Origin of the sequence: Paenibacillus sp. FSL R7-0189 (genome assembly GCF_037969925.1) — a bacterium.
In the GTDB taxonomy this organism is placed as follows: Bacteria; Bacillota; Bacilli; order Paenibacillales; family Paenibacillaceae; genus Paenibacillus_AQ; species Paenibacillus_AQ odorifer.
Genome location: NZ_CP150223.1, coordinates 46,995 through 71,877 on the forward strand (window position 1 = coordinate 46,995; position 24,883 = coordinate 71,877).

Below are 24,883 nucleotides of genomic sequence, written 5' to 3' on the forward strand. Positions count from 1 at the left end.
TTACCGTTATTGCATTTCCCTCTAAATCTTCTGCGCTCCACGCAAAAAGCTGAACTCTCCAGAAGGAGAATTCAGCCTAAAGCTTCTAATAAATAGTCAGCTTATTTATTGGAATTTATTCGAACTGCATAAGCATCTGCATCCCATTCTACCTGCGCCCCCAACATTTCGCTTATCAATCTGAGGGGTACATAAACGCTATCATTAATGAAGACCGGTTTTTGATCTGTTGCTATTACCTTTCCATTAACAGTCGTTTGTCCAGTTACCGAATTCAAGATCAGAGTTGTAGATCCCTTTACAGCGACCACAGCTCTCGATGGAACATCCCAACGAACATTAACTCCCATCTGCTCGAAGACTCCTCTTAAAGGAACATATGTCGAATTATTAATTAGTAGTGGCGGCATAGTCAGTTCCATTTCATTCCCATTCAACAATACTTGAATAGATTTCTTCACGAGCTGAGGCGTATTCACCTCGATCTCTCTGACCCCCAGACCCGTCTGCCCAAATTCATTTGCTCCCCAGGCAAGGACATGACCATCTTTTAAGAGTACATAATGATTTCTGCTCCCTTTAGAAATGGAAACTGCATTCTGAATACCCTTTGACTGTGTAACATTAATCTTGTTCTTATCGCCAACCGTCCACTGCCACACGGTCCCATCCGCCTTCACCGCGGAATCTGTTGTCAGCGAAATGACGCCTGAAAGCCCTGGAACCTGAACAGGCTTTAGAGTTTCTCCCAGATATGGATCTATGTAATTATTCCAAATCCATACTGTACCATCCCATCTCAATGCTGCCCCATAGAGCCCATAGGCTCCGTCCATATCAACCGCTCTATATTCTCCGCTTCCTTTAATAAGCGTAGGCTTTAAGATTACGCCTTTTTGCGTTCCCAGCGGTTGCTGCGATCCCCACACCCATACCTCTCCACCATTACCAAGCGCCACTGAATTATTCGATCCCGCTGCTATAGACAGGACAGAGGGTAGTCCCTTTACCTGCACCGGGGTTAGCTTGTTTTTCCGCGAATCGTCACCGAGTTCACCTTGTTCATTGCCTCCCCATGCCCAGACCGTTCCATCTTTAAGAAGAGCTAAGCTAAAGGTGCCCCCCGCAGAAACAGCTTTCACATCTGTTAGCCCTTGCACTTGAACAGGCTCTACAAGAATCTTAGAGGACTGTGTTCCAATGCCAAGTTGTCCATGCTCGTTCCCCCCTACTGCCCACACTGTTCCATCGTCCTTCAACATCAAGTTATGGCGATAACCACCTGAGATTTGCTTTACATGATCGATATGCATTTTGACGGGAGTATACGCTGGTGTGGTCGCCCCATTACCAATAGAGCCGTACCCACCACCCCACGCCCAGGCTGTTCCATCCGCAGTGACGGCATACGCACTTCTGTCACCAGCGTCCAGTTGGGTGATGCCAGACAATAATTTCTTTTCTTCAGGTGAATTCACATTATCTGCTGCTGCCACTAAGGGTGAGACCATAGCCAAGCTAAGAACAGTCCCGACAACAACTCTACAAATCCGACTTACCTGCACTTTTGACATCAAGCTTTGTTTAAACACTTGAGATCACTCCTTTTTATTAAAAAATAGATAACGCAACAACTCACGGTCCCGTCCCAAAACCTCCAATCTTCCAGCCGTTAGCGTGTTTGGTCAACACTGCAAAGCGAGTTTCCCGGCCATCTGGGGTATTAAAGACAGGATTTAGTGATTTCATATACAGATCGACCACAATATTTAACGTTGTGCGATCGCCGATGTCTTTGATTTCAGAGCCAGTATCATAATCCATCACTTTATAAGAGGTAGGCTTAGCCTCAACAATACTTTCACTGAGAGCATTTTCACCACCAAAACCCGGGTTATAGAGTTGATGTGCTTGACGGTTAACCGTCAATGCAGTGAGTAAGGCATTAGGATTCAAACATGCGCGGGCACGGGTATGATTACCGTCCTGAATAGCCTGAAAAAAAGCATCCAGCAGCTCGAAATGGTCTAATGAGGCTAAGTCACCATTCTCACCTTCCTCATCAAACAAACCTTCTCTCTCCGTCCACTCCTCAAATGTAAGTCCTGTAATGTCGGTCAAGCTACGCTTCTTAATAGACGGGCCGATACTTTGAATATTAAATTCCAGCCACGCACCAACGGTATTCCCTGATTGCACAAGCAAAACGAGATTCGAGGGATAAGAAAATTCTTTTTGTTCGCCAGAACCAGGTAAACCATCGACTAAGGAATACCGCTGTACCTCTACCGTGGCACCCTTCAGGAGGGTCAAATCCAATCCGGCATCTTTAGAGAACTCATTCGCTAATCGCCAGTAAAGTCCCACTGGATACTCCCCCAGCTTAACCTCCCAGTTCTGTGGTACCTCAACTGCAAATGTATCCGGATGGTTCTGAACTTTATAATCCAGTGTTAGCAAAAAGTCTTCGGGAACCTGTGGTACAGACGTTGAAGCTATAGAGCCAGAAGGCTCCACACCAATGGAGTTCTCCCCTTGATTACAACCTGAATTTAAGAGCACAAGAAAACAAATCGTTACCATCGTTATGAACTGCCGCTGGGTCATCTAATTCCCGCCTCTCTAATCACTCCTCTATATTTAGACTGAGGAATATTATACAAAGTTGCGGGAAACTGGAAATTATTAAAATCATTTTATACGCATAGGACCCTGTAGTTTGGGATTGGCGTTGATTTTACCTGCTTATGCGGCATAAATCGCTTGTTGCTTCACTCTAGGACTCTCGTCCACCTTTTGACACTTGATAACTTCGGGAGCATAATAAGCTTCGGCATATTGCAACGGATTTCCATGAAATACAGGTATATGCAGGACCTTGGTGTAATTGCATCAGAGAGGATGATAACGAGTGAAAAAAGATTTTGATATAAAAAACAAACCCTTCCTAGTCTTTAGCTTCGTCCTGCTGCTAAAATGCGCAGTGGCCTGGTTCGTAGTTTTTAGCGACGGTCCTAACTGGAGCATGCTGCTGACAGAGATCCCATTTTTCTTTATCGTATTTGGACTTATTGAATGGATGGCTTCCAAACGAAAATTTCTGTATTACATGATAGCCAACCTATTGATTTCAGTCATATATTTCGCCGTCCTAATGTATTACAAATATTACGGTGTAATTGCTACTTATCATGCCTTGGAACAAGCAGATAAAGTAACTAAGGTGGGAGAAAGCACATACTCGTTGCTGGACCCTTACTATTTGTTCATTTTTGTGGATATTGTAGTGTTCATGTTTTTTATGTTCCGTCCGAAATATATTGCGATCTGGAAAGAAAGAGGTATGAACCGCCGCATGAACCGGACCGCTTTGTTTGGGATCATCAGTGTTTCCTTAGCAGTTTGTGTCTTTAATGTTTGGCCGAATCATGCCAGTATGAACGAGAACAAAAAAGCGGAGAGTATGGGGATTCTTAATTACGAGGTCTATACTATTTTTGCCGATACAAGGGAAACAGAAGAAATAATCGACAGCAAAGAAATCACGCAACCATCCATTAACGAGACCAAAGGAATTACAGAGCCTGTCTCACCGAAGTACTGGGCGGCAGCTCAAGGTAAAAATCTAATCGTGGTACAAATGGAATCTTTTCAGAACTTTTTGCTGGACCTGAGCATTGACGGACAGGAAGTAACACCCAATCTAAATAAGCTTTTGAAAAGCGAACATTATTTCAATAACTTCTATACTAATGCCGGGCAAGGAACAACTTCGGATGCTGAATTTGTGGTGAATACTTCGTTGTACGTTCCTCATCACGAGGTAGCCACTTCATCCAATTATATGGATAAGGCGCTTCCGAGCCTGCCTAAGCTGATGAAAGCTAATGGATATAATACAGCAACCTTTCACACCAATAGCGTAGAATTCTGGAACCGCAAAACTCTATACAAAGTCCTAGACTTTGATAAGTATTACGATCAAGCGTTCTATGGGGATGGTGATCATATCGCATTCGGTGCTTCTGATGAGGTACTCTATGCCAAGACTGTGCCTGAATTAGTCAAAATGGATGCTAAAGATGATCCTTTTTATGCAATGGTCATTTCTATGAGTGCTCATCACCCTTATAAAATGCCAGAGTCAAAAAATAAAATGACGCTGCCTAAACGGTATGAAGGTACCCTAGTTGGCAACTATATTCTAGCTCAAAATTACGCAGATTATGCAATGGGACAATTTCTGGATCAATTAAAGTCCAGTGGTCTATGGGATGATAGCGTCATTGTCTTTTACGGGGACCATCAGGGTGTATCGCTATATTCCCTTGATGGCAACGAGAAATCGTTAATGGAAGAAATGGTCGGTCACGAATATAGTTATACCGATATGTTCAACGTTCCTTTCATCGTACATGCGCCAGGGGTAGGTCAACCTACGGTCTACAGCCAAACTGGCGGCCAGATCGACATTATGCCAACTGTAGCTAACCTGTTAGGGATTTCAATGAAAGATCAGCTCTACTTCGGAGAAGATCTGATGAACCAACAGACCAACATGCTCCCTGTCAGACACTTTTTGCCTACCGGCTCTTTCATTAATGACACAAGCATGTATTTGACTGGTGTCGATTACGATGATGGAGACAACTTTAATCTAATCGATGGCTCTGAAACAGAGGGCGGTTCGACAAAAGAACAATTTGACGCCGTTCAGCGGCTTCTAAATATGTCTAACAGCTACATTCAACAACTGCCGGATTTACCATCTACGGATAATGCAGAGTAACTATAAAAAGAATGCCCCTCAGCCAAATAGCTGAGGGGCATTCTTGTATTATTTTATAAGTATCTAAAACTTAATTAAGCTTCAACATCCTATCAATAATCACTGCTGCTTGAGCACGGTTGGCAATGTTTTTAGGACCGAAGGTATCCGCAGTCAGACCTTGCACAATACCTTCCTGAGTTAGTAATGCCACCGCTTCTTTACCGTAAGCAGCGATTGTTGCCTGGTCTTTAAAGTTAGCCAAAGCGGCATTTGTATCACTTACCGACTTGCCTTTAAATTTCTTAAGTGCATTGGATACAATGATTGCCATTTCCTCGCGTGTAATCGCACGGTTAGGATCAAACCTTCCATTGCCTACACCGTTAATCAATCCGTTCTTGACCCCGGATGCAATGTATCCGTAAGACCAGTCAGAAGCTTTCACGTCACTGAAGGCAGCGGTTGATTTCACATCAAGCAGATCAAAAGCTCGCACGATCATGGTAATAAACTCGGCACGCGTCACCTCTTTAAGCGGAGCAAAGGAATTATCGCTCACTCCTTGCAGGATCCCTTTTGCCGCCAGCTCTTGAATTGCCGATACTGCCCACGCCACCTTACCTAGATCCGTGAAGTTAGAACCTATTGGGTTTGGTGTTGCAGACGGCTGCACAGTTGGAGTTGGAGCTGGCGTTGGTGTTGCAGACGGCTGCACGGTCGGTGCAGGTGTTGATGTTACAGATGGCTGCCACGGTGTCGAAGGTGTTGTTGGCTCTGGTTCATTCACCCCGTTATCCATACCATCCTCTTTAGTCGCCGCTGGAGCAGCAGCATAGATTGAATTGGCAAGCAATCTGAATTGATTTTGCGGATGATATTTATTCATCAGATCATTCGCAAATAACGTCACATGGATGTTGTCTGTATTGTAAGTAAGCGCCAATACTTGGTCTTGTGCAGCCTCGTTATTCGGCCACCAGCCTGCTTTGAAAAAGTCAGCTCCTGATCCGTATTTCGCCAAGATCTCTGCGCCTTCAGGCACTTTTGTAATATAAGCCGCGGAAACTGTGTAGAGGTATTCGCTATCGGCATAAGGCGCTGTAATTACATTGTCCTGAGAGACCTCAGCCTTAAACAATCCCTCATGAGCATCTTCTTTACCATCCTTATTGACCGGAGTTGAATAGTCCAGTCCAGGGAGGACCTTAAGCCCTTTAACAGTTTTTAGCATCGTTCTTCCATAACCGATAAACGGTTTACCTGTAGCAATCAGATTCGTTCCCGAATTGATTAGAACATCTGCTGCCACTGTATCCGTAGTTACGTTAAACCCAAGATCCTTCAGCATAAATGCAGTCGCTCCTGCAATAGCTACCTTAGGAGCCTTAAGCAATTTACCCGTTCTGTTCTCTGCAGCACTAAACGGCACAATATCCAGCAGATATTTAGACGATACCGTTCTAAGATTGGATCTGGAAACAAGGAAACTTCCCTTCTCGTAACCTGTACCCCCATTCTCCAGCAGTGTCACTGCCTTATGGTTGGCTAGCAGCTCATTCACAGCTTTTATCGCATCATTGTTGCTGTTTTTAATCACATAATTTTGCTCGAACGGAGATTGATCCAGATTCGTACTAGGGATCGTTACACCGCTAACCTCTTCTGTCTTCCCAGTGAATGCTCCTACAGAACGGCTAATATATCGGTCAAAACCACGCATAGCCGAGAAATTCTGTACCGTATCGGAATACATCTCATTAAAATCCGAGACATCTAGTCCATCATACAAGACAAGATTCGCATAACCTCTTTTGGCTTGATGCATATTCACCACATAGGTTCCAGCCGGATAGACTACAGAATCTACAGTTACACTGGCTGTTGTCCGTTCTACTTTCACATTGTTACGCAGTAGGTACTGAACCATTTTGTAGGTTTCCAGATCATTTTTTTGCAAATCTTTTGCAACCGGAAGAATGTAATACTCAGGGAAGAAATTCGTATTCTCATCTACCCCTGGACGTCCAATAGACTCATTCTGTGCATTGATTAGATAATCTTTAACAGCAGCATTAGTATTCTCATTTTGGATACCCCGTTTGAAGATTTCCAATTGATTCAGGAACAGTTCCTGCTTGTTGTTGATCACATAATCGGTGGCCCCCAAAGCCGCATAATAAAAGGCATCCAGTGAATCTTCATTCAATTCAGGCACTTCAATGGTATGCCCAAGTGCTCCTTGATGCATGGCATATACAGCTGTGTAGGCTGGCGAAGCATCATCCCAACCTGTTGCATTCGTTCCTTTATAGTTCGGATCCTGTTGTGTTTTTTCGTATTCTTCATAAGGGATATGGTAGGAATCATATTTTGTATTAGCAATCCCCGCCTTACCCATGGCATTTGCTTGCTCAAGCATACTTGGCATTACAAGATCATATTCAATGTTAGGATCATGAGGTGGTGTGCAAGGCTCAATCAAGAAGCCACTTACAAATCCATGCATGTCCAAAAAGGTAAGCGGCGTCCACTTAGCAATTTGTGCAGTTACCGCTTGTGTCTCAGGTTGGGTCTGGTAAGAGTTGTCCCGATTTGGATCAAGCAGCGTTGAAGTTTGACGCGTGTTTAACGCGCGACCGTCAGGATTCTCTACATAATCAAGCAGGAAAATCACATGGTCAAGCGCTTCGTCGATGTTCAGAACTACCTTTTTCGGATTTCCATTCTCATCAGTGGTATCATAGGTGACAATTTGCTGTGTCATCAGCGTATCCAAAAACTTAATGATTACATCGACACCATTGGCTTCATCGGCATGAATGTTATTTAACCAAATAGGTACCTTATAATTCTGCAGATCCCCGTCGTTAATTTTCTTTTGCAGGGCTTCAGGATCATTCATCATAAGCGGTAAGGTCTCGTTCAAATATTGATCTACTGAGGACTTATCCTTAGCAACAATAGAGAAATGAATGGCACGACCTTGAGTTGAGGTCCCAATTTGCTGATACTCTACATATCGATCATATTTATTATTGCTTTCAGCAGTAATCCTATCGATCGCAGGTTTAATCTCATCATATGTATGATAGGTTTCATATGGATTTAGTTTGACTTGCTGCTCTACCAGCACATCTCCAGCAGGTAATGTCCCGATTAGATTATAAATTCCCACTCGTTTGACGTACTCTGCACGTATACCCGTTAGTGAGAGATTCTCTCCGTACAGCAAATCAAAATGAATTAAAGCCTTTACTTTTGAACCTGAGATCGGCTCATATGTCACTGTTACGAAAGGATTACCTGAATAATCTTTCGCATCTTTATTCCATTTTTTCCACTCTGCCAGCGGCTTCATCTCTTCCGCCGTTCTGCCAAAATTCCAGATGATATCTTGAGGCGATGCCCCATCAGGAAGATCTAAAGTCAATTCTAATGTTCTAGCTTCCGTCATAGAAGCTTTGTATACTTCTGTGGAAACTGTCGCCGCTATTTGTTCATAGACAGCAGTCGCTACCGTAGTTTGTTCTGAAGAAAGCACCGCTGGATCAGCTGTGTTCTCCGTAGAAACCGGAGCAACAACCGCCTGCGGGTTAATTTCGGTTGCAACTTCACCTGCATATGCAGCTGGAAGCAGACCCGACATCATAAGTGTAAAAGCTAGTAATAAAGATAGTATTCTCTTGGACATTTTTTACCTCCTATAATTTTGTCTACTTTCACCCCAAATTGAATGAATATACACTTATATGAATCTGTATTCATAACATAATATAGTATTCTATTAATTTTGGGAACAAAAATAATAGAAAAAATAATATTTTTATACGACTTGCCTAGGTAAGCGTATTCATTTTGTGCAAGAGTCCTACACTACCGCAATCGAGTAGGAGGGGGCGGCTAGCCCCCGACCTCTCACACCACCGTACGTACCGTTCGATATACGGCGGTTCATGAAATATTCCGTAAGGAGTTGTATCTGTCCAATACACTCTTTAATCCATTGGCTTCCCAATATTGGTTATTCAATGCATGTTGTAGAATTGGACTCCCTGCAATTCGCCAATACCCTTTTCGGGTATTTCCCCACTCATAGGCTTTATCCTTAGGTACCCCTAAGGATATAAGTCTTTTGACTTTGGTTCTAGGGGTCTTCCACTGCTTCCAGAGGCACATTCGTAGCCTTCTTCGTATCCATTTATCCATATCTCGAAAGGTACTTGGGGTATCCGCCAGCGAGAAATAACCGCACCATCCCATGAGGTAGTGGTTTAGTTCCTTGATTCGCTCTTCCATCTTCATCGATCTCTTTCGAGAGGATATCTCCTGTATTCGAACCTTGACTCTCTGTAAGGACTGCTTCGCAATTCTCACCTTTGGTTCTTTGTCCACACTAAAACTAAATCCTAGAAACTTTCGTTTCCAGGGACGGTCTACCGCGCTCTTTACTTGGTTCACCTTCAGCTTTAGCCTCGTCTCGATGAATCGGGTGACCGTTGTCTTGACTCTCTCTCCTGCTCTTAGCGTTTTCACGTAAATATTGCAATCATCCGCATAACGAACGAAGCGGTGCCCACGTTTCTCGAGTTCTTTGTCGAGCTCATCTAGGACAATGTTAGATAATAACGGACTCAGTGGACCGCCTTGCGGGGCACCTTCCGTTGTCGGGGTTACTAACCCGTTCTCCATCACACCTGACTGAAGATATTTGCGGATAAGCAGGAGAACTTTCTTGTCCTCCACTTTCTCCGAAATCTTCATCATCAGTCGGTCATGGTTGACGCGATCAAAGAATTTCTCCAAGTCTAGGTCGACTACGAATCGATAGCCTTCTTTCATAAAGGTTCGAGCTTTCCTCACCGCATCATGCCCTCGTCTTTTCGGACGGAATCCATAGCTATGGTCGGAAAACTCTGGATCAAACAATGGAGTTAACACCTGCGCGATTGCTTGTTGAATCATTCGATCTGTCACGGTAGGTATTCCTAGTAACCTAACACCTCCGCCACCGGGTTTCGGGATTTCGACTCGGCGCACGGGGCTCGGTTCATAGGTTCCTTCTTCTATGGCATGCCGCAAGGTCTGCCAGTTTTGTACGATGTGTTCTCGTAAGGATTTTACGGACATCCCATCTACGCCATGACTTCCTTTATTCGCTTCAACACGCTTTAAGGCTTGCAGAAGATTTTCCCGTGATAGCAGTTGCTCCAACATTTTTTTTTAACCTCTCTTTACGTGATTTATACCTTCCATTTGTGCCAAAGATGAACTCCGCCCTGCTGAAGACCCCCACGGGATTCACCGTTTCCTTCTTCAGTCAGGTCCTTTCGGATTTTTTTTTCTGCATTCATCGCTCATCTTGAACGCCTGGATGTATAAATCCTATTCCATGTTCAGCCCTTCCGCAGCTGTTGCAACAGCTTGCGTACTATGGCGTCTGCTGACTTCTGTGCACTCAGCCTACTCTCACAAGTAGGGTTACGAAGTATACTCGCCTATCACACAGATCTCCCCAGGTAAGAACGCTATCTTCCTCTCCATCTATCTGCTTCATTTACTCTCGTACGCCTTTGGCAGTATGGACTTTGGTTTGTTGTGCAACCTCATCCAGCCTACGTTAGCCTTGTATGAAGTTCGTATTCCTCAGACCGGAGATTTGCCGCTGGCTTCCTTCAGATTCCACCTCGCGGTGGACACCCTTGCCTTAAGCTAATGGCTACTACTGCCTTCGCCATTCGGGACTTCAACCCTATAGATAGCGCCCATGCTGGGCGCACACAAAAAAAGCGCCCGGATAACCGGGCGCTTTGAATTACAATAATATATTAAACTGTTTCTGGAAAAGAAGCTTCACTTAACTCTTGTGCAGGTACAAGTTCACTGCTCCCCTCTTGCTCTACAGGTGCGTTAACCAGCATATACACACGGGACTCGTAAGGCCGTAATGCGACAGTCTCAATCGGCTCCGCAGGATCAACCTCATAGTTATGCAAGAGCAACTCACTAGTATCAAACTCCAATTCAAATGGAAGGTCAAACAGCGCTTCCTCTGCTGTCAGGTTAGACATGACCAGCAGTTTTTCATTTCCAAGCGTCCTAGTATAAGCATAAATACGTTCATCTTCAGGCAAAATGAGATCATAAGTCCCGTAAACAGTAACGGGATTAGCAGCCCGAAGAGCGATAAGCTTTTTGTAATGATGATAGATGGAATAAGGGTCCTGCTTCGCCCGCTCCACATTGATTTCCGTATAATTCGGATTCACCTTCATCCATGGCTTGCCGCTGCTGAAACCAGCGTTTTCAGAGTCGCTCCATTGCATTGGTGTTCTAGAGTTGTCTCGACCGTTCTTCCAGATTACCTCCATGACTTCCTCATGTGATTTACCGGCTTCAGTCTCCAAACGATACAAGTTCTTCATCGCCACATCATCGTAATCATCCATTGATTCAAATCTTACATTGGTCATCCCAATTTCTTGACCTTGATAAATAAATGGTGTTCCCTGCATCAGGAAATACATCGTAGCCAACGATTTAGCTGACTCTTTCCAATACTGGCCATCATTTCCCCAAGTAGAAACTGAACGCGGCTGGTCGTGATTTTCGATGAACAATGCGTTCCAGCCTCTGCCCTCAAGACCTTTTTGCCAACGGGAGAGAGCTGATTTTAGCTGCAGAACATCCAATCCACCTGTCACACTCTTATTCCAAAGAGCTAAATGCTCGAATTGAAAAATCATATTAAATTTGCCCTGCTCTTCACCCACCCACGACTCCGCCTGATCAACATTTACACCACTCGCTTCGCCAACCGTCATGATGTCATATCGGTCAAACGTCTCCTGCTTGAGCTCCTGCAAGAAATCGTGAATCCCTTCACGGTTCATGTGACCATCGCCAGACGGAACATACGGAAGATTCTGTGGATTCGGCAGATCGGGATGTCCGGTGATTTTTTTAATATGTGAAATGGCATCCACCCGGAAGCCGTCGATTCCTTTGTCCAGCCACCAGTTGACCATGCTATACAATTCACGGCGCACCTCAGGATTCTCCCAGTTGAGGTCTGGCTGTCTTTTGGAAAATACATGCATAAAATATTGCTCTGTGGCGGGATCAAGCTCCCAAATCGAACCGCTGAAAATACTCTCCCAGTTATTCGGCTCCTCCCCGTCCTTAGGATCACTCCAAATATAATAATCCCGCTTCGGATTATCCTTGCTTGAACGTGCTTCAACAAACCATGGATGTTCGTCCGAAGTATGATTAATCACTAGATCCAGAATCAGCTTCATGCCTCGTGCATGAACCTCGTGCAGCAGCTGATCAAAGTCGGCCATGCTGCCGAACTCCGCCATAATATCCTGATAATCCGAAATATCATAACCATTATCATCATTTGGGGATTTATAAATAGGACAGATCCAAATGACATTGATGCCAAGCTCCTGCAAATAATCAAGTTTAGAAATGACTCCTTGCAGATCCCCTACACCATCACCATTGCTGTCCATAAAGCTCCGTGGGTAAATTTGATACGCCGTGGCTTCTTTCCACCATGTTCTGTTCAATGCATGCAGCTCCTTCGTATTCATATACCCTTCACAGGAAAATATTTTCCCGAAATTCATTAAAATTAATAATTTAGTTATTGTTTTTAGCAAAAATTCAACTTTATCGTTCAAAAAAAGCTTTTTTCAAGGAAATAATTTTCCTACAGCGATCATTATAGGACCTTTTATTTCCTAGGTCAACAACAATCTTTTGGATTCTTGAAGCTATCCGTGATATGCTTGCGAGAGTTGAAACACCAAGTGAATCATATGGAAAGTTATGGTGATCTTCTTGAAGGTAAAGATAAAAGATATAGCCCAAATGGCGAACGTTTCGATCTCTACGGTGTCCAGGGTAATCAATAACAGCAAACCAGTAAACGAAGATGTCCGTAAACGAGTACTGGAAGCTATTAAACAAACCAACTACCGTCCGAATGTCATCGGCCTTGAAACGGACAAAGCTAATACACAGCTGATCGGTGTGATCATTCCGCAGAATAGCAACACTGTACTGGATGACTTCAATGTTGGTATTCGCGATCTTGCGGATTTGTATGGATACGACATTATGGTCGGATTAACGGACGGCAGTGCAGAAAGTGAACAACACTATTTGAAGATGTTCCAGCGTATTGGGACGGAAGGAAATATATTTGTGGGTTCAATTCCAAACCATGAACATCTGGAGATCATCCGCAGCTCAAATACACCTTGCGTGCTTGTCGGGCAACAATCGCAGGTGGATATGATTCCTTCCGTTCATCTGGACAATATAACTGCCTCCTATGAAGCTGTTACTTATCTGATTCAAAAAGGTCATCGCAAAATCGCTATGATTCGCGGCTCGGGAGATAATGCGGTGGGTGGGGATCGGTATAAAGGCTATCTACAAGCCCTTATGGATGCAGGTATAACCTTAAGGAAAGAATGGGTAGTAGAAAGTGCGATGGCCGTCGAAGATGGGAGCGACGCCATGCGCCGAATTATGGATAGCGGGGAGTTACCTACTGCGGTGTTTTGCTCCACAGATTGGATGGCAGTTGGAGCCATGAATTATTTAACCGATAACGGTCTACGGGTGCCAGCTGATGTCGCCGTGTTCGGTTTTGATAACAGCTTCATTGCCTCTATCGTTCGACCTAAGCTTTCCTCGGTTGAATACTCTGGAACGGAGATTGGGATGACCGCCACCCGAACCTTAATCAAGCTGATTAAAGGGGAGACCGTTGTGCCGCATCATGCAAATGTGGCTCATTATTTGGCTATTCGGGAAAGTACGGGTTAGGAGCTGTGGAGCTCCTAACCCTTTTTTATACAGATGATGTTGTTGATGTTATTGTGTGAACCCTACTTTGGCTCGTTCACGCGTTTTGGTATCTAGAGAGATAGAACAGATCGAGCTGATTGGAATATAAAACTCTTCAAAATCCGTCCGATATTTGACGAAATTTTCACTTACCGTTTCCAGCACTCCTTTTGTAGCGTTGGAGCCATCCACAAAATAGATTGTTACCTCTTTTCCCTGCAAAACCTCCAGCATAGCCTTCTTCACTCCTTCGTCTTAGAGATTTGTGATGACCTTATCGATAATTCCGTATTCAACCGCCTCCTCGGCTGACATGAAATAATCTCGATCCATATCTTGCAGTACCTTCTCTACCGTCTGCCCAGTTCGGTCCGCTGTAATTTGCACAAGCACTTCCCTTGCCTTCAAAATACGTTTGGCACTGATCGCAATGTCACTAGCTTGCCCCTGCGCCCCACCATGCGGCTGATGAATCATAATCTCGCTATTCGGCAAGGCATAACGTTTCCCTTTGGCCCCAGCCAATAACAACAAAGAACCAAAAGAAGCCGCCATTCCTGTACAAATGGTATTCACCGGAGGCTTAATAAGCTGCATCGTGTCATAAATACTGAAGCCTGCGGTGATAGAGCCACCTGGACAATTGATATACATGTGTATATCTTTATCCGGATCTTCTGCTGATAAAAACAATAACTGGGCAACAATACTGTTAGCCAGCTGATCCTCAATTTCCGCACCTACGAACACTATCCGGTCCTTCAACAGCCGCGAATAAATATCGTAAGATCTTTCACCTTGATTCGTTTGTTCGACTACATAAGGAACGTACGCCATCCGTATTCGACCTCCATCTGTTTTAGAGTTTTGAAATCTACCCTGTAAACGGATTAATATGGGGATAGGATACGTTAGGCGTGAGAATTTTTATTTTTTAAAATTGCGTATCTTAATTTCCTGCTCATTCGTTTATTATTAGAAGTAATCGAAATCACCTTACTGGAAAAGGAGTTATGCAGAGTGATCATCCTTGAGAAGCTTAGCACCGGAGATGAGCCGGATGAAAGTAACAGCAGGTCTTTGCAGATAGCTCTGAAGCGATATTGTCTTGCATTGACACAATCCCCGTGGGATGCCGATGATTTAGCTCAGGATACATGGGTCAAGGCTCTAGGTTATATGAAGACTTCGAACTCAACGAGCGCAAATAATGGGAACAGTCCAATGAATGAAGTTAAACAAAATAAAGAAACCATTGAAAATGATAAGGCTAATGGAGCAAATGGAGCTAATGAAAAACTTGAAACTAATCAAACTAATCAAATGAACTATACGTTTTCTAAGGCTGCAACGTCTGCTAAGGCTGTAACGCCATCTAAGACTGCACCATCTGCAAAATCTGCAATGCATTCTACGATTCCTACAAATTCTACTCATCATACAAGTTCTACAAATCACCCAAATCCTGAGGCATTGCTTTTTCGGATTGCCCGAAACACATGGATTGATATCATGCGGCGAAAAGCCACCTTGTCACGAGTGTTGGAGCTGGATCAGTCCCCCACTGAAGCCTCTGCGGAGTATGGTTCATTTGAGATTGAAGCTGCTTTTCAAGCACTACAGGAGCATTTATCTCCGCTGCAGCAGGCGGTATTCCTGCTTCGAGATGTGTTGGGACACTCTGCAATGGAAGCTGCCGAGATTCTCGATACCACAGAAGGGGCAATAAAAGCCGCTCTGCACCGAGCCCGGCAAGCCCTTCCTCTCGTAAGACAAGAGCTGCTTCAGGCCGATGGTCCTTCCTTACCACAGGACACAGCCATGCAGATTGTCTTGAGCCGCCTTGCAGCCGCGTATGAACATGGGGAAATTGCCGAGCTGATCGAGCTTGTATTTGCGGACGAAAGTCAGGAACCTGTAATGGCGGTATCGAGCCAAAGCTTGCAAGGCTTCCAGACCTTCCAAGCTGGTGGATTCAGTTCAAACAGCTGGAATTATACCACGCCAGGAATGTGTATGGTGGCGTAGTTTTTCGTTAAGCTCGATTTCGGGCAGCTAAGTGTCTCGTTACGTTAAAAACGAACAGATATAATTGTGATTAGTGTGCTTAATGTGTAATTAACATTTGGGCTGTTTGTGGTAACTAGCTACAAACGTTGCATATTGTACAACAGAATCCGCCGTCCTAGCCGCAAAAATTGAATCTGCTGCAATCTCTGCAATAGATTCTGGTGAAAAGCTAGTTTAATGCCACTTGATCATCCATTGATTGTATAGAGTGCAATAGGATCAAATTTTCTCCACTCTAATACGAATTCTATTGCACGAAGTACAATCAAACTAACTCTTTCCCGTTAGTCCAATTTGTATCACTCAAAACTCAATATATTGCTGCTGATCTGGCTGATCCCGCCGCTTCTCTACAATGAATCAGAAGCTTCACATAAACCAATAAACAGTCATTTTAATAACCATTAATAGCAATCAAGGAGTGAGGTTGATGAGGAGGATTCTTATTTTAGGCGGCACACGCTTTTTTGGGAAACGTTTGGTCGAGCGTCTGCTTGAGGATTCTAAGAACGAAGTAACCATATTAACGCGCGGGGAAACAAGCGACCCTTTTGGCGATCTCGTTCACCGGATACAGGTGGATCGGTCTCAACCGGAGGCCTTCGCTCAAGCATTAGGTGATACGAGTTGGGATGTAGTCTACGATAATATTTGTTTTTCACCTGATGAAGCGGATCAGGCGCGCCGTATTTTTGACGGCAAAACCACACGTTACATACTGACTTCAAGTTTATCTGTTTATGATTTCAGTGAGCAAGCGCTGACGGAAGAGGTGTTCGATCCTGAAACGCACCCTATTCGTTATGGAGGACGAAATGACTTCACCTATCAGGAGGGGAAAAGACTGGCGGAAGCCGTCCTTATCCAACAAGCTAACTTCCCTGTAGCCGCTGTCCGCTTTCCGATTGTTCTGGGAACTGACGATTATACACGAAGACTCCATTTTCATATTGAACATGTACGTAATAAACTGCCCATCGGGATTCCGAATCCAGATGCAAATATTTGTTTTATCCGTTCGGACGAAGCCGCTAATTTTCTGTATTGGCTCGGCAACTCGACGGTGACGGGTCCTCTCAACGCTTGCTCAGACGGTACGGTTAGTATTAAGGAGCTTATCTCGCTGATTGAAAAAGAGACCAGAAAACAAGCCGTCATTCAAAGCGAAACAGCGGATGCGCATAATTCTCCATTCGGGATCACACAATCCTGGTTTATGGATACAGCTAAAGCTCAATCGGAGGGATACAAGTTTCTCACTCTAAGCGACTGGCTCCCAGAGTTAGTTAGCACCCTAAATCAAACTTACGAGGACTAATTATATTTCTACATAAAAAAGCTGGCTCCTTCGTGGATACTCCCACGAAGGAGCCAGCTTCTTTATGCAACAAAACACAATTATGCGTTGAGTTAATTGCACTCTATACAACTATTTTCAGGTATGTGCACTCCCACCTGGTTTTAGTTGTATTTCATGCAATTATATCCCCACCAAACCACCGTTATCGTCATTTCGCCTCGAAATAACTGCACTAAATACAACTAAACCCTAATCAAGCTAAATACAAACCTTTTTAGTTGTATAAAATACACTTAAAAACAAAACGGCAGATAGAACCTCACTAAGCGCTAAACTTTAGCCTCTCATCTCTAAACTCTATTCTATAAACTCTAATCTCTGGACTCTACTCCCTACTCCCTACTCCCTACTCCCTACTCCCTACTCCCTACTCTACTCCCTACTCCCTACTCCCTACTCCCTACTCCCTACTCCCTACTCCCTACTCTATTCTCTATTTTCTATTCTCTATTCCACCTTACGCTACGAATGCCAATTCCCGCTGAGCTACGCAGAGATTGTCAGATAAGACCCCTCTTTAGAAGCGTCTGCATTTGGTGTACCACCATCATTTGGTGTACCACCATCATTTGGAGTACCGCTATCATCTGGAGGATCGCCAGCACCTAATGTATCATCTCCTAATGCGTCTCCTAATGTGTCCCCAGCTTCTGGAGTGCCAGCATGCTTTGTATCCCTGTCCCCTTCATATCTGACCCCATCGTCCCCATCCGAATCAATCTTAAAAATGTTGATTTCTTTAAATAAATTCTGCGAAATTTCATTAATCTCAATGGCTTGACGGGCTATATCACGGATAGCATGATCCTGCTGTACGCTGGAGGCGTTCACCTCTTGCACCCCTGCTGCAGTTTCCTCGGCGATGGCCGCGACGGCATGCACAGACTCTGCGAGTCTACGGTTCATAGTCTGAGTCATATCCACTTTGTCGTGAATTTGCCCAATCTGTTTACTAATCTCCACAATAGATTGATCAATCGCTTCGAAAGAGGACAACGTTTCGGCCACTTTATGATCCTGTTCCTCAAGATTTCCTTTGGTCACCAGCATATATTGCTGGAATTCATCCATCCCGGATTGCAGCTCGCTAATAATCTGACTGATATGTACGGAGGACTCTTTGGTCTGCACAGATAATTGTCTTACTTCATCAGCGATGACAGCGAACCCTTTTCCGTAGGCACCCGCGCGGGCTGCTTCAATTGCTGCGTTAAGTGAGAGGATATTGGTCTGATTAGAAATATCTGTTATGGATTTAGTGATGCGCGAGATGTCCTTTGATTGATCACTCAGTTTGGTTAAAGCCAGATATACTTTATTAACAGATTCTCGCGAATGCTCAGACACCTCCCGGAGGGCGATGACGGATTCAGATCCTTTACGAGTATTGTGATTAGCCGTTTGACTGGTAGCCAGCATAACCTCGGTATACTCCGTGATCTCATTCACTTCACGTTCCAGCTCCTGAATCAGGCCAGCGCTCTGCTCGGATTGTCCTGCCTGCTGTTCTGCGCCTACCGAAATTTCCTGTATAGTGCTTACGATATCTTGATTCGTATGCGCCGTTATAGATGAAGATTCTTGAAAAGAATGCGAATAAGTTGCCAGCGAAGAGGCTACTGACTGGGTATGCTGAAGCATTTCCCGGACCCGCTCCACCATATGATCAAAATGATGACTCAAACTGCCCAACTCATCGTTGTAAGGTGAGTTAATCTGCTGACGCAAATCTCCTTCTGCAATTTTTCGCAGAGCCACTTGCAGTTTATGGATAGGATTCAGGAAGGAACGTATGAGCATAACCGCAATCACTAATGTGAAAATAAACACTAGCACAGCTGCGTAAGCAACTATAGAGGTGGTTAGATTAAGCAGATCAAAAGAATAATCCTGTGCTTTTTCTGCATTCTCTGCTGCTGCCGTATACAAATGTTCATTAGTCACTAGCATGACTTCACTCAACGCTGTAGCCTTCGTATGTAATTCATCGATTTGTTCCAGCACACTCATGGGATCAAGCTGCTCGTCTTCTATGGTCTTTACCAATTCGTCAAAATATCCCGTATATTCCCCAATCTGACTATGTAATTGTTCTAACTCTTTAAATGCCGGCGAATCTGCCGCAAAATCCACCGTCGCCAACTCTTTAGTCAGTTTTGTTTGCTTGTCCTTAAAGGGTTGGACGAACTCCAAATCACTCGAACCCGCTAACGAAGATTCTACCGCATTCATTTCCTGCAGCAGCTGCGTAATTAATGACACGGTAATTCGTTTTTCCATCTCAGCTTTTTGCGTTTCCATAGAAATCTCCACTTGGCTGATTTTATGGTTTTGATAAAACGCTACTCCCAAAAAGAAAAGAACAACGGCGGAAAAACTCAAAATCAACTTCCATTTCATAGTTAGATGCATAGACCTAGCTTTCAACAATATCATCCTCCGTATAAAGCCTCATATTGCAATAGGTACATTCTACCAATATCTTGATTGTAGAAGCTGGACGTTAAATACTGGACAATGTTTTGTATGAGAAATGTAAATTATCTCGAATACCCAATCATTAATTCTCCTTGCAATTGACGTAACGTTAAATGCTAAAATAATCCACATAAGGCGCCTTATCAAACTATGAAATGGGAGTTGTCTATGAGCGGATTTGTTACCATTGATAAGCTTTCTGCGCAATTCGGACTGACGAGTCGGACTCTGCGTCACTGGGAAGCACAAGGATTGTTTGAAAGTAAGCGGGACAGCAGCTCTGGCTGGCGGATTTATGATGAGAAAGCAATACTCGCCATTCGGGTTACCTCATTATTAAGAAAGCTGGATATTAGCATCAAGGATATTGGAACCGTGCTTAAAAATATGTCCGTTCAGTCCATGTACGAAGCGCTCAGCCAGCAAGCGGCTTCTATTCACAATCAAAAAACAGAACTAACAAATAGAGAAGGTGAAATCCATCTCTTTTTACAGTGGATATCCGCCCATCTCGAGGAACCCATTACAAATCAATTATTATCTGAACTAAACGAAAAGTCATGCAGTCCATCGGATGGTATGACTAAAACTGAGGAGGTTATATCTATGCCAACTATTAATCACTCTACCCCTATTCATGTAAGATTCATTACTCTCCCAGCTATGAGATTTGCCTACAATGTTGCGGTTAGTACCTCTCCAGAAGATGAAGCTATGATCCCAGTTAATGAATGGCTGGAAGCTAGTCAACTATTAGGCACAGCACGGCTGTTTGGCGGCAATACGAACCCGCATCCAAGTGGTGAGAATAAACCTTACGGATATGGATTCTGTGCCTCAATACCGGAAAATGTGAAGATACCAGCTCATCTAAAGGAAATGCGGCTCGACGGCGGCCTCTATGCTCTGACAGAAAGCACTGATGATATCTATGGTTCATGGCAAGCCCTAATGGGGTATCTGGATAATCATCCTGATTATCAAGCGGATCACGACTCCAGATTATGTCTGGAGGAGCATATCCGCAACGATAGTCCCAAAGGTAGCGGAAATGAGTATGCCCTAAATCTACTCGAACCTGTAAAAAAGAGAGTTCACGCGCTTACGTAAACGAGCGAGCCATAGATAAACGTTTCTAATCTTTTAAAAAACAAAACGCTCTCTTCTGCTTATTCAGGCAGACGGAGAGCGTTTTGTTGTACATTGCTTCTATTGATTTATTCCCTACGCAGACACTGCTGGAGTAATTTTCACAAAAATAAATCGTGTAAGCGGCCCAACTAAAATGATTTGCAGTGGAAGTGCAAAAATAAAATTTTTACCTATGGCAGACAGATAAGCTCTTGGTAGTTCAGCAGAAAATCCAACATGGAGAACTGTGCCATAGAAGGACATGAACAATACCATTCCGGTCACCATAAAAAAGGATATGAACATGATTTTTTTGATCATCGGATCATTTTCTTTAACCAGCTTATGCGCGATCCCCTTCGCAACCTTGCCTACAACAAATACATCTAGAATGAGTGCAACTATAAATGCAGGCAAGTAGCCGACAATCACATCCTTAACTAACGTGCCTGACCAACCCTCCATTAGTGCTACATTGTAAATACTCATACCCAGCACCATCAAAAAACACATGATGAACGTAAATAAAAATGCTTCTTTTTTGTTTCTTCCCATCTTCAAGCTCCTTTTATCTCTATATTGTCAACTTGGATTACAATAACACAAATTCTCAAATCAAGTCAACCAAGTTGACAATATTCGCAAATGTCTTATACTGGGGTAAACGAGCCATGATTTAGGAGTGTTCTAATGAATAAGCAGCTGCAAAAAATGAACCTGATCGATTTACTCAGTGAGAAGCATCTAGCTTTACGTAAAATAGTGACAGACAAAGACCCGGATCAAATTAATAAGACCGAATCCCACATTCTTGCAGTTCTTGAGGCCCGAGAAATGTTATCGATCTCAGAAATCAGTAGAATAATTCATATTTCAAGACAGGGCACGCATAAAAGCATTCAAGGCATGTTATCCCGTGGTTATGTCGAAGCCGTTGAAGTCGAAGGAAATCAGCGTGACAAAAATATTGTCCTCACTCCAAAGGGAATAGAATGCAATAACAGAATGATGATCACCAAAATTGAATTAGAGCAGCAGATCGCTGCCAAGCTAGGAGTAACAAATGTAGAGCTTCTTAAATCTTTGCTAAAAGAAGATTGGCTCTAATCTCCAGCAAAAAAAGACGCAGAGTTGTCTACTCTGCGTCTTTAAAAAGATTGAATTATTTTCCGGGAAATTGTCGTTAATTAGCTTTCAAAGCACTGTTTGCCGCGCTCTCTCCACCTAGACGACCTGAGGTAAAGGAATAACCAATTCCAACCCCATTGCCAACATAGGTATCGTTGAATAATACGCCTTCCGATTCAAGCCCTACAGCAAACAATCCTTTTACTGGTGTACGTTTATCATTTAGCACTTGGAACTTAGTGTTTACCAGCAAGCCACCTACAGAACCCAAGTTGTTGATTTCAGCGACGATGGCATAATATGGTCCTTCTTCGCCCATTGGCTCTAAATAATCAGCAGCTTTACCAAATTCAGTATCCACACCAGTTTTTGTAGCTTCTTTATAACTATTGTAATTTTCTACAAACACATCAACATCCATACCTGCATTTGTTGCTAATTCTTCGATTGTATTTCCTTTGAAGCCATCTCCGTTTTCTACCATAGAATCAAAGACCTTTTCTGCATTTACCCATGGATTCTCTAACGTGAAATGATCTGCAAATTCGGCATAAAATTCTGGTGGCATTCCTGGCAGGCTTGGTGCGTTAACACCTTTCATCCCCTTGGACTGAAGAGCAGCCAATTGTGATTTTGATACGATAACCATATGATAAGCACCATTAAATGCACTCGTATTAGCTGCTGCGACCGATGTTAATGTAGCTGCTTCATCTCTGAAACGTGCTCCGGAAGAACTGACATTCATGAAGTTAGGCAGATATGTCAACATGAGCGGATAACTTGCTTCAAAAGGCTCATATTGTGCTTTTAGTCCTTGTGTTGCTCTGGCTAATGTTTGGTGCAGCATCTGTCCACCGAAGTTATCAGGAACCTTGGCTCCTGCTTCCCAAGCCATCTTCAGACCTTCCCCAACGTTCTGACCTAGTCCTCCGTTAACCCCTTCAAAGCCAAAAGCTTCTTTAACCATTTCCGAATTTGCGGCATAACCGCCTGTTGCCATTACGACACTTTTTGCTGTGATTTCAAGAGTAGTCCCGTCTGATTTCTCAGCCACAATACCTGTAACTTCTCCTGCTTCATTGGTAATCAGCTTTTTGGCAGTGGTTTCAGTGATCACTTGTCCACCCTTTTGTTCAACCGATTCAGCCAACATTTTCCGAAGGGTCTCTTCACGGGTTTCATAAGCTGGCAGTACATGCAGCTGCTCTCCGAAAAAGTTTAGGAAGCTGGTTTTATACCCTTTTTCTGCTAACCAATCATAAGTTTCACCGGATTTCGTTACGTATTGTCTAATCGCTGCAGCGTCAACTCTCCAGTGATTGTTGACAATCCAATCGGCAATTTCTTTTTCCACATTTACTTTAAGATTATTGTCAGTAGCTGCGGAAGAATTATAGAACTTACCAGCCCAGGATAGATTACTTGCTCCCCCGATAACTCCTGTTTTTTCGATAATAATAACCTTGGCACCTTTATCAGCAGCGGTTACCGCTGCGGACACACCAGAAGCACCGGCGCCTACTACCACTACGTCTGATTCAAGCTTTTCCGTTTTACCTTCACCCGCTTTTTGCACGCCACCGGCTTTGAGGACTTCCAGATTTCCTCCACCTTTGGTTACGGCATCTTCAACGGCCGCGAGCATTGCTTCACTGGAAAGACTCGCACCACTAACAGCATCTACTGCCAAGGTTTGTCCCTCCAGAATTTGATCTTTTATTTTTTCAAGTGCACTATCGCCTAGACCACCCGTTTCTGACTGGCTTACGATCTTGATATCTTTAATTTTATCTGGCTCATCCATAGTGACTTCTACTTTAATCACGCCTTCTTTGCCTTCCGCTTCCCCAGCGAATGTACCGGCTTTAAAAGATGATGATGACGAATTTGCCGACTCCCCATTTCCTTTGCATCCGCTCAGCATGGAAACGATCAGCACCATACAAAAAGTTAACATGAGCATTTTCTTGGTGAAATTTCTGTTGCGCATTCTCTTCTCCCCCAGTATCTAATATCTTATAGCTCGCCAAGAACGTGATATTTTTCACATTCATATCTATACATATCTACCGAACGTTGCCAAGCTATATACCGAAGTATAAACATTGGTGCAGCACCAAGGTCAATGTCCAATTCTTGTCCAAAAAGAAAAACACCCGCTCTCAGAGCAGGTGTTTATAGAAATACACTTATACAATTGGAATATTCACTTCCAAATACGAACAGTTATTGCCTTCTATTTTTTCAGTGAGCATTAATTTACCCACCACATCACCCGCTATAGTATATCCATTTGCTTCGATGTAATCTATCATAAACTGCAAGGATTTCTTCGTGATATAATGTCCATCCGTAGATAACATGATAGCCGAGATACAGGTACTCGGGCTAATGTACTCTACATATTCATCGATATCCATCGCAAATTTCTGCACTTCCTCCTCTGGTAAGGTAAGCCCCCAGCTATAGTCAAAGTTATTATCACCGGATAACACCCCCGCGTCCTCAATCTTAAAAGAATAAAACGCATAAGGAAGCCTATCCATCCAAGTGTTGACGAGGCTTTTTACGATATCATTTTTTAATAATGCATTTTTATCCGTTTGCTTAAGCCTGTACATGCCTGGCAGCTGTTTAAGTTTACATATATATAATGAGGACTCTATTTCCTTAAGCTCTTTATGAATTTCATTCATCTTGTTTAGCAGCATCGTCTTTTGCTTAATCTCTTCTTCTAAACTCTGCCGAGACTGCTGCATCATTCCCATAACTTGCTCAATAGAGGACTCCTTCATCAAAAGTGCCACTTCGGGCAATGGAATTTCCATACTGCGATACCATCTGCTCATTAACAGATCCCTTGCATCTAAATCATTAAAATATCTATAATTATTGCTGTTATCTTTTGTAGGCCTAACAATATCATGTTTCTCGTATAATCTCAGCGTATCCGCAGTTACCCCGAGAATGGAAGCAAATTCACCTATGCAATACTTCACCTGAAGTCCCTCCATTCATTTCATGCATACCCTACCACACTAAATGATAAAGAGAAAGACGCTGTTGGGATATGAAGT

General features: G+C 43.5%; 17 protein-coding genes. 6 read left to right on the forward strand and 11 right to left on the reverse strand.

The genetic code is table 11. From position 1 onward, the window contains the following. Positions 1–101: 101 nt before the first annotated feature. Positions 102–1,592, reverse strand: a complete 1,491-nt coding sequence (locus MKY63_RS00220) for a stalk domain-containing protein (RefSeq protein ID WP_339811044.1) — start codon at positions 1,590–1,592, stop codon at positions 102–104. A 43-nt stretch (positions 1,593–1,635) separates the two neighbouring features. Further along, positions 1,636–2,607, reverse strand: coding sequence for a DUF4830 domain-containing protein (locus MKY63_RS00225; protein ID WP_036679308.1), 972 nt, complete (start codon positions 2,605–2,607; stop codon positions 1,636–1,638). Between the two features lie 304 nt (positions 2,608–2,911). On the opposite strand from MKY63_RS00225, the gene MKY63_RS00230 reads away from it, so the two are divergent. Beyond that, positions 2,912–4,789, forward strand: coding sequence for an LTA synthase family protein (locus MKY63_RS00230; RefSeq protein WP_076098477.1), 1,878 nt, complete (start codon positions 2,912–2,914; stop codon positions 4,787–4,789). Between the two features lie 70 nt (positions 4,790–4,859). Here the strand turns inward: MKY63_RS00230 and MKY63_RS00235 are convergent, their stop codons facing one another. The 3 genes from MKY63_RS00235 to MKY63_RS00245 all read right to left on the reverse strand — a co-directional run bounded on the left by MKY63_RS00235 (position 4,860) and on the right by MKY63_RS00245 (position 12,345). After that, positions 4,860–8,462 (reverse strand): M14 family metallopeptidase, encoded by a 3,603-nt coding sequence (locus tag MKY63_RS00235; RefSeq protein WP_052096929.1) that lies wholly within the window; start codon positions 8,460–8,462, stop codon positions 4,860–4,862. Between the two features lie 260 nt (positions 8,463–8,722). Continuing rightward, entirely contained in the window at positions 8,723–9,985 is a 1,263-nt protein-coding gene (gene ltrA / locus MKY63_RS00240; protein WP_036681916.1) for a group II intron reverse transcriptase/maturase, read from the reverse strand. Between the two features lie 611 nt (positions 9,986–10,596). Further along, complete coding sequence (locus tag MKY63_RS00245) at positions 10,597–12,345, reverse strand: alpha-glucosidase (RefSeq protein ID WP_081382356.1); 1,749 nt, start codon at positions 12,343–12,345, stop codon at positions 10,597–10,599. 274 nt (positions 12,346–12,619) lie between these two features. Between MKY63_RS00245 and MKY63_RS00250 the strand changes: the two genes are divergently transcribed. Then, positions 12,620–13,615, forward strand: coding sequence for a LacI family DNA-binding transcriptional regulator (locus MKY63_RS00250; protein WP_256717790.1), 996 nt, complete (start codon positions 12,620–12,622; stop codon positions 13,613–13,615). A gap of 48 nt (positions 13,616–13,663) precedes the next feature. Here MKY63_RS00250 and MKY63_RS00255 read toward each other — a convergent pair whose 3' ends face one another. Together MKY63_RS00255 and clpP are read right to left on the reverse strand one after the other, a co-directional pair. Then, on the reverse strand, positions 13,664–13,870 hold the full coding sequence (locus MKY63_RS00255; protein WP_036679303.1) for a hypothetical protein: 207 nt from the start codon (positions 13,868–13,870) through the stop codon (positions 13,664–13,666). 21 nt (positions 13,871–13,891) lie between these two features. Continuing rightward, entirely contained in the window at positions 13,892–14,473 is a 582-nt protein-coding gene (gene clpP, locus MKY63_RS00260; RefSeq protein ID WP_076098479.1) for an ATP-dependent Clp endopeptidase proteolytic subunit ClpP, read from the reverse strand. 183 nt (positions 14,474–14,656) lie between these two features. On the opposite strand from clpP, the gene MKY63_RS00265 reads away from it, so the two are divergent. Continuing rightward, positions 14,657–15,664: an RNA polymerase sigma factor gene (locus MKY63_RS00265; RefSeq protein WP_076098480.1), complete on the forward strand. Its 1,008-nt coding sequence runs from the start codon at positions 14,657–14,659 to the stop codon at positions 15,662–15,664. Positions 15,665–16,136: 472 nt separating this feature from the next. Next, the gene (locus MKY63_RS00270) at positions 16,137–17,024 is read left to right on the forward strand and encodes an NAD-dependent epimerase/dehydratase family protein (RefSeq protein WP_339811047.1); all 888 of its coding nucleotides are present in this window, start codon (positions 16,137–16,139) and stop codon (positions 17,022–17,024) included. A 528-nt stretch (positions 17,025–17,552) separates the two neighbouring features. On the opposite strand, the gene MKY63_RS00275 is transcribed toward MKY63_RS00270, so the two are convergent. After that, on the reverse strand, positions 17,553–19,367 hold the full coding sequence (locus tag MKY63_RS00275) for a methyl-accepting chemotaxis protein (protein ID WP_339811050.1): 1,815 nt from the start codon (positions 19,365–19,367) through the stop codon (positions 17,553–17,555). A 345-nt stretch (positions 19,368–19,712) separates the two neighbouring features. Between MKY63_RS00275 and MKY63_RS00280 the strand changes: the two genes are divergently transcribed. Then, complete coding sequence (locus MKY63_RS00280; RefSeq protein ID WP_076107504.1) at positions 19,713–20,654, forward strand: MerR family transcriptional regulator; 942 nt, start codon at positions 19,713–19,715, stop codon at positions 20,652–20,654. A 114-nt stretch (positions 20,655–20,768) separates the two neighbouring features. On the opposite strand, the gene MKY63_RS00285 is transcribed toward MKY63_RS00280, so the two are convergent. Beyond that, on the reverse strand, positions 20,769–21,230 hold the full coding sequence (locus MKY63_RS00285) for a DUF2798 domain-containing protein (RefSeq protein ID WP_076273137.1): 462 nt from the start codon (positions 21,228–21,230) through the stop codon (positions 20,769–20,771). Positions 21,231–21,365: 135 nt separating this feature from the next. Here MKY63_RS00285 and MKY63_RS00290 point away from each other — a divergent pair, with 135 nt between their 5' ends. Next, positions 21,366–21,782 carry a helix-turn-helix domain-containing protein gene (locus tag MKY63_RS00290; protein ID WP_038569750.1) on the forward strand — a complete coding sequence of 139 codons (417 nt, stop codon included), beginning with the start codon at positions 21,366–21,368 and terminating at the stop codon, positions 21,780–21,782. Positions 21,783–21,858: 76 nt separating this feature from the next. Here the strand turns inward: MKY63_RS00290 and MKY63_RS00295 are convergent, their stop codons facing one another. Together MKY63_RS00295 and MKY63_RS00300 are read right to left on the reverse strand one after the other, a co-directional pair. Continuing rightward, positions 21,859–23,796: an FAD-dependent oxidoreductase gene (locus MKY63_RS00295; protein ID WP_076317055.1), complete on the reverse strand. Its 1,938-nt coding sequence runs from the start codon at positions 23,794–23,796 to the stop codon at positions 21,859–21,861. Between the two features lie 199 nt (positions 23,797–23,995). Beyond that, the gene (locus tag MKY63_RS00300; RefSeq protein WP_339811056.1) at positions 23,996–24,805 is read right to left on the reverse strand and encodes a MerR family transcriptional regulator; all 810 of its coding nucleotides are present in this window, start codon (positions 24,803–24,805) and stop codon (positions 23,996–23,998) included. Positions 24,806–24,883: the final 78 nt, after the last annotated feature.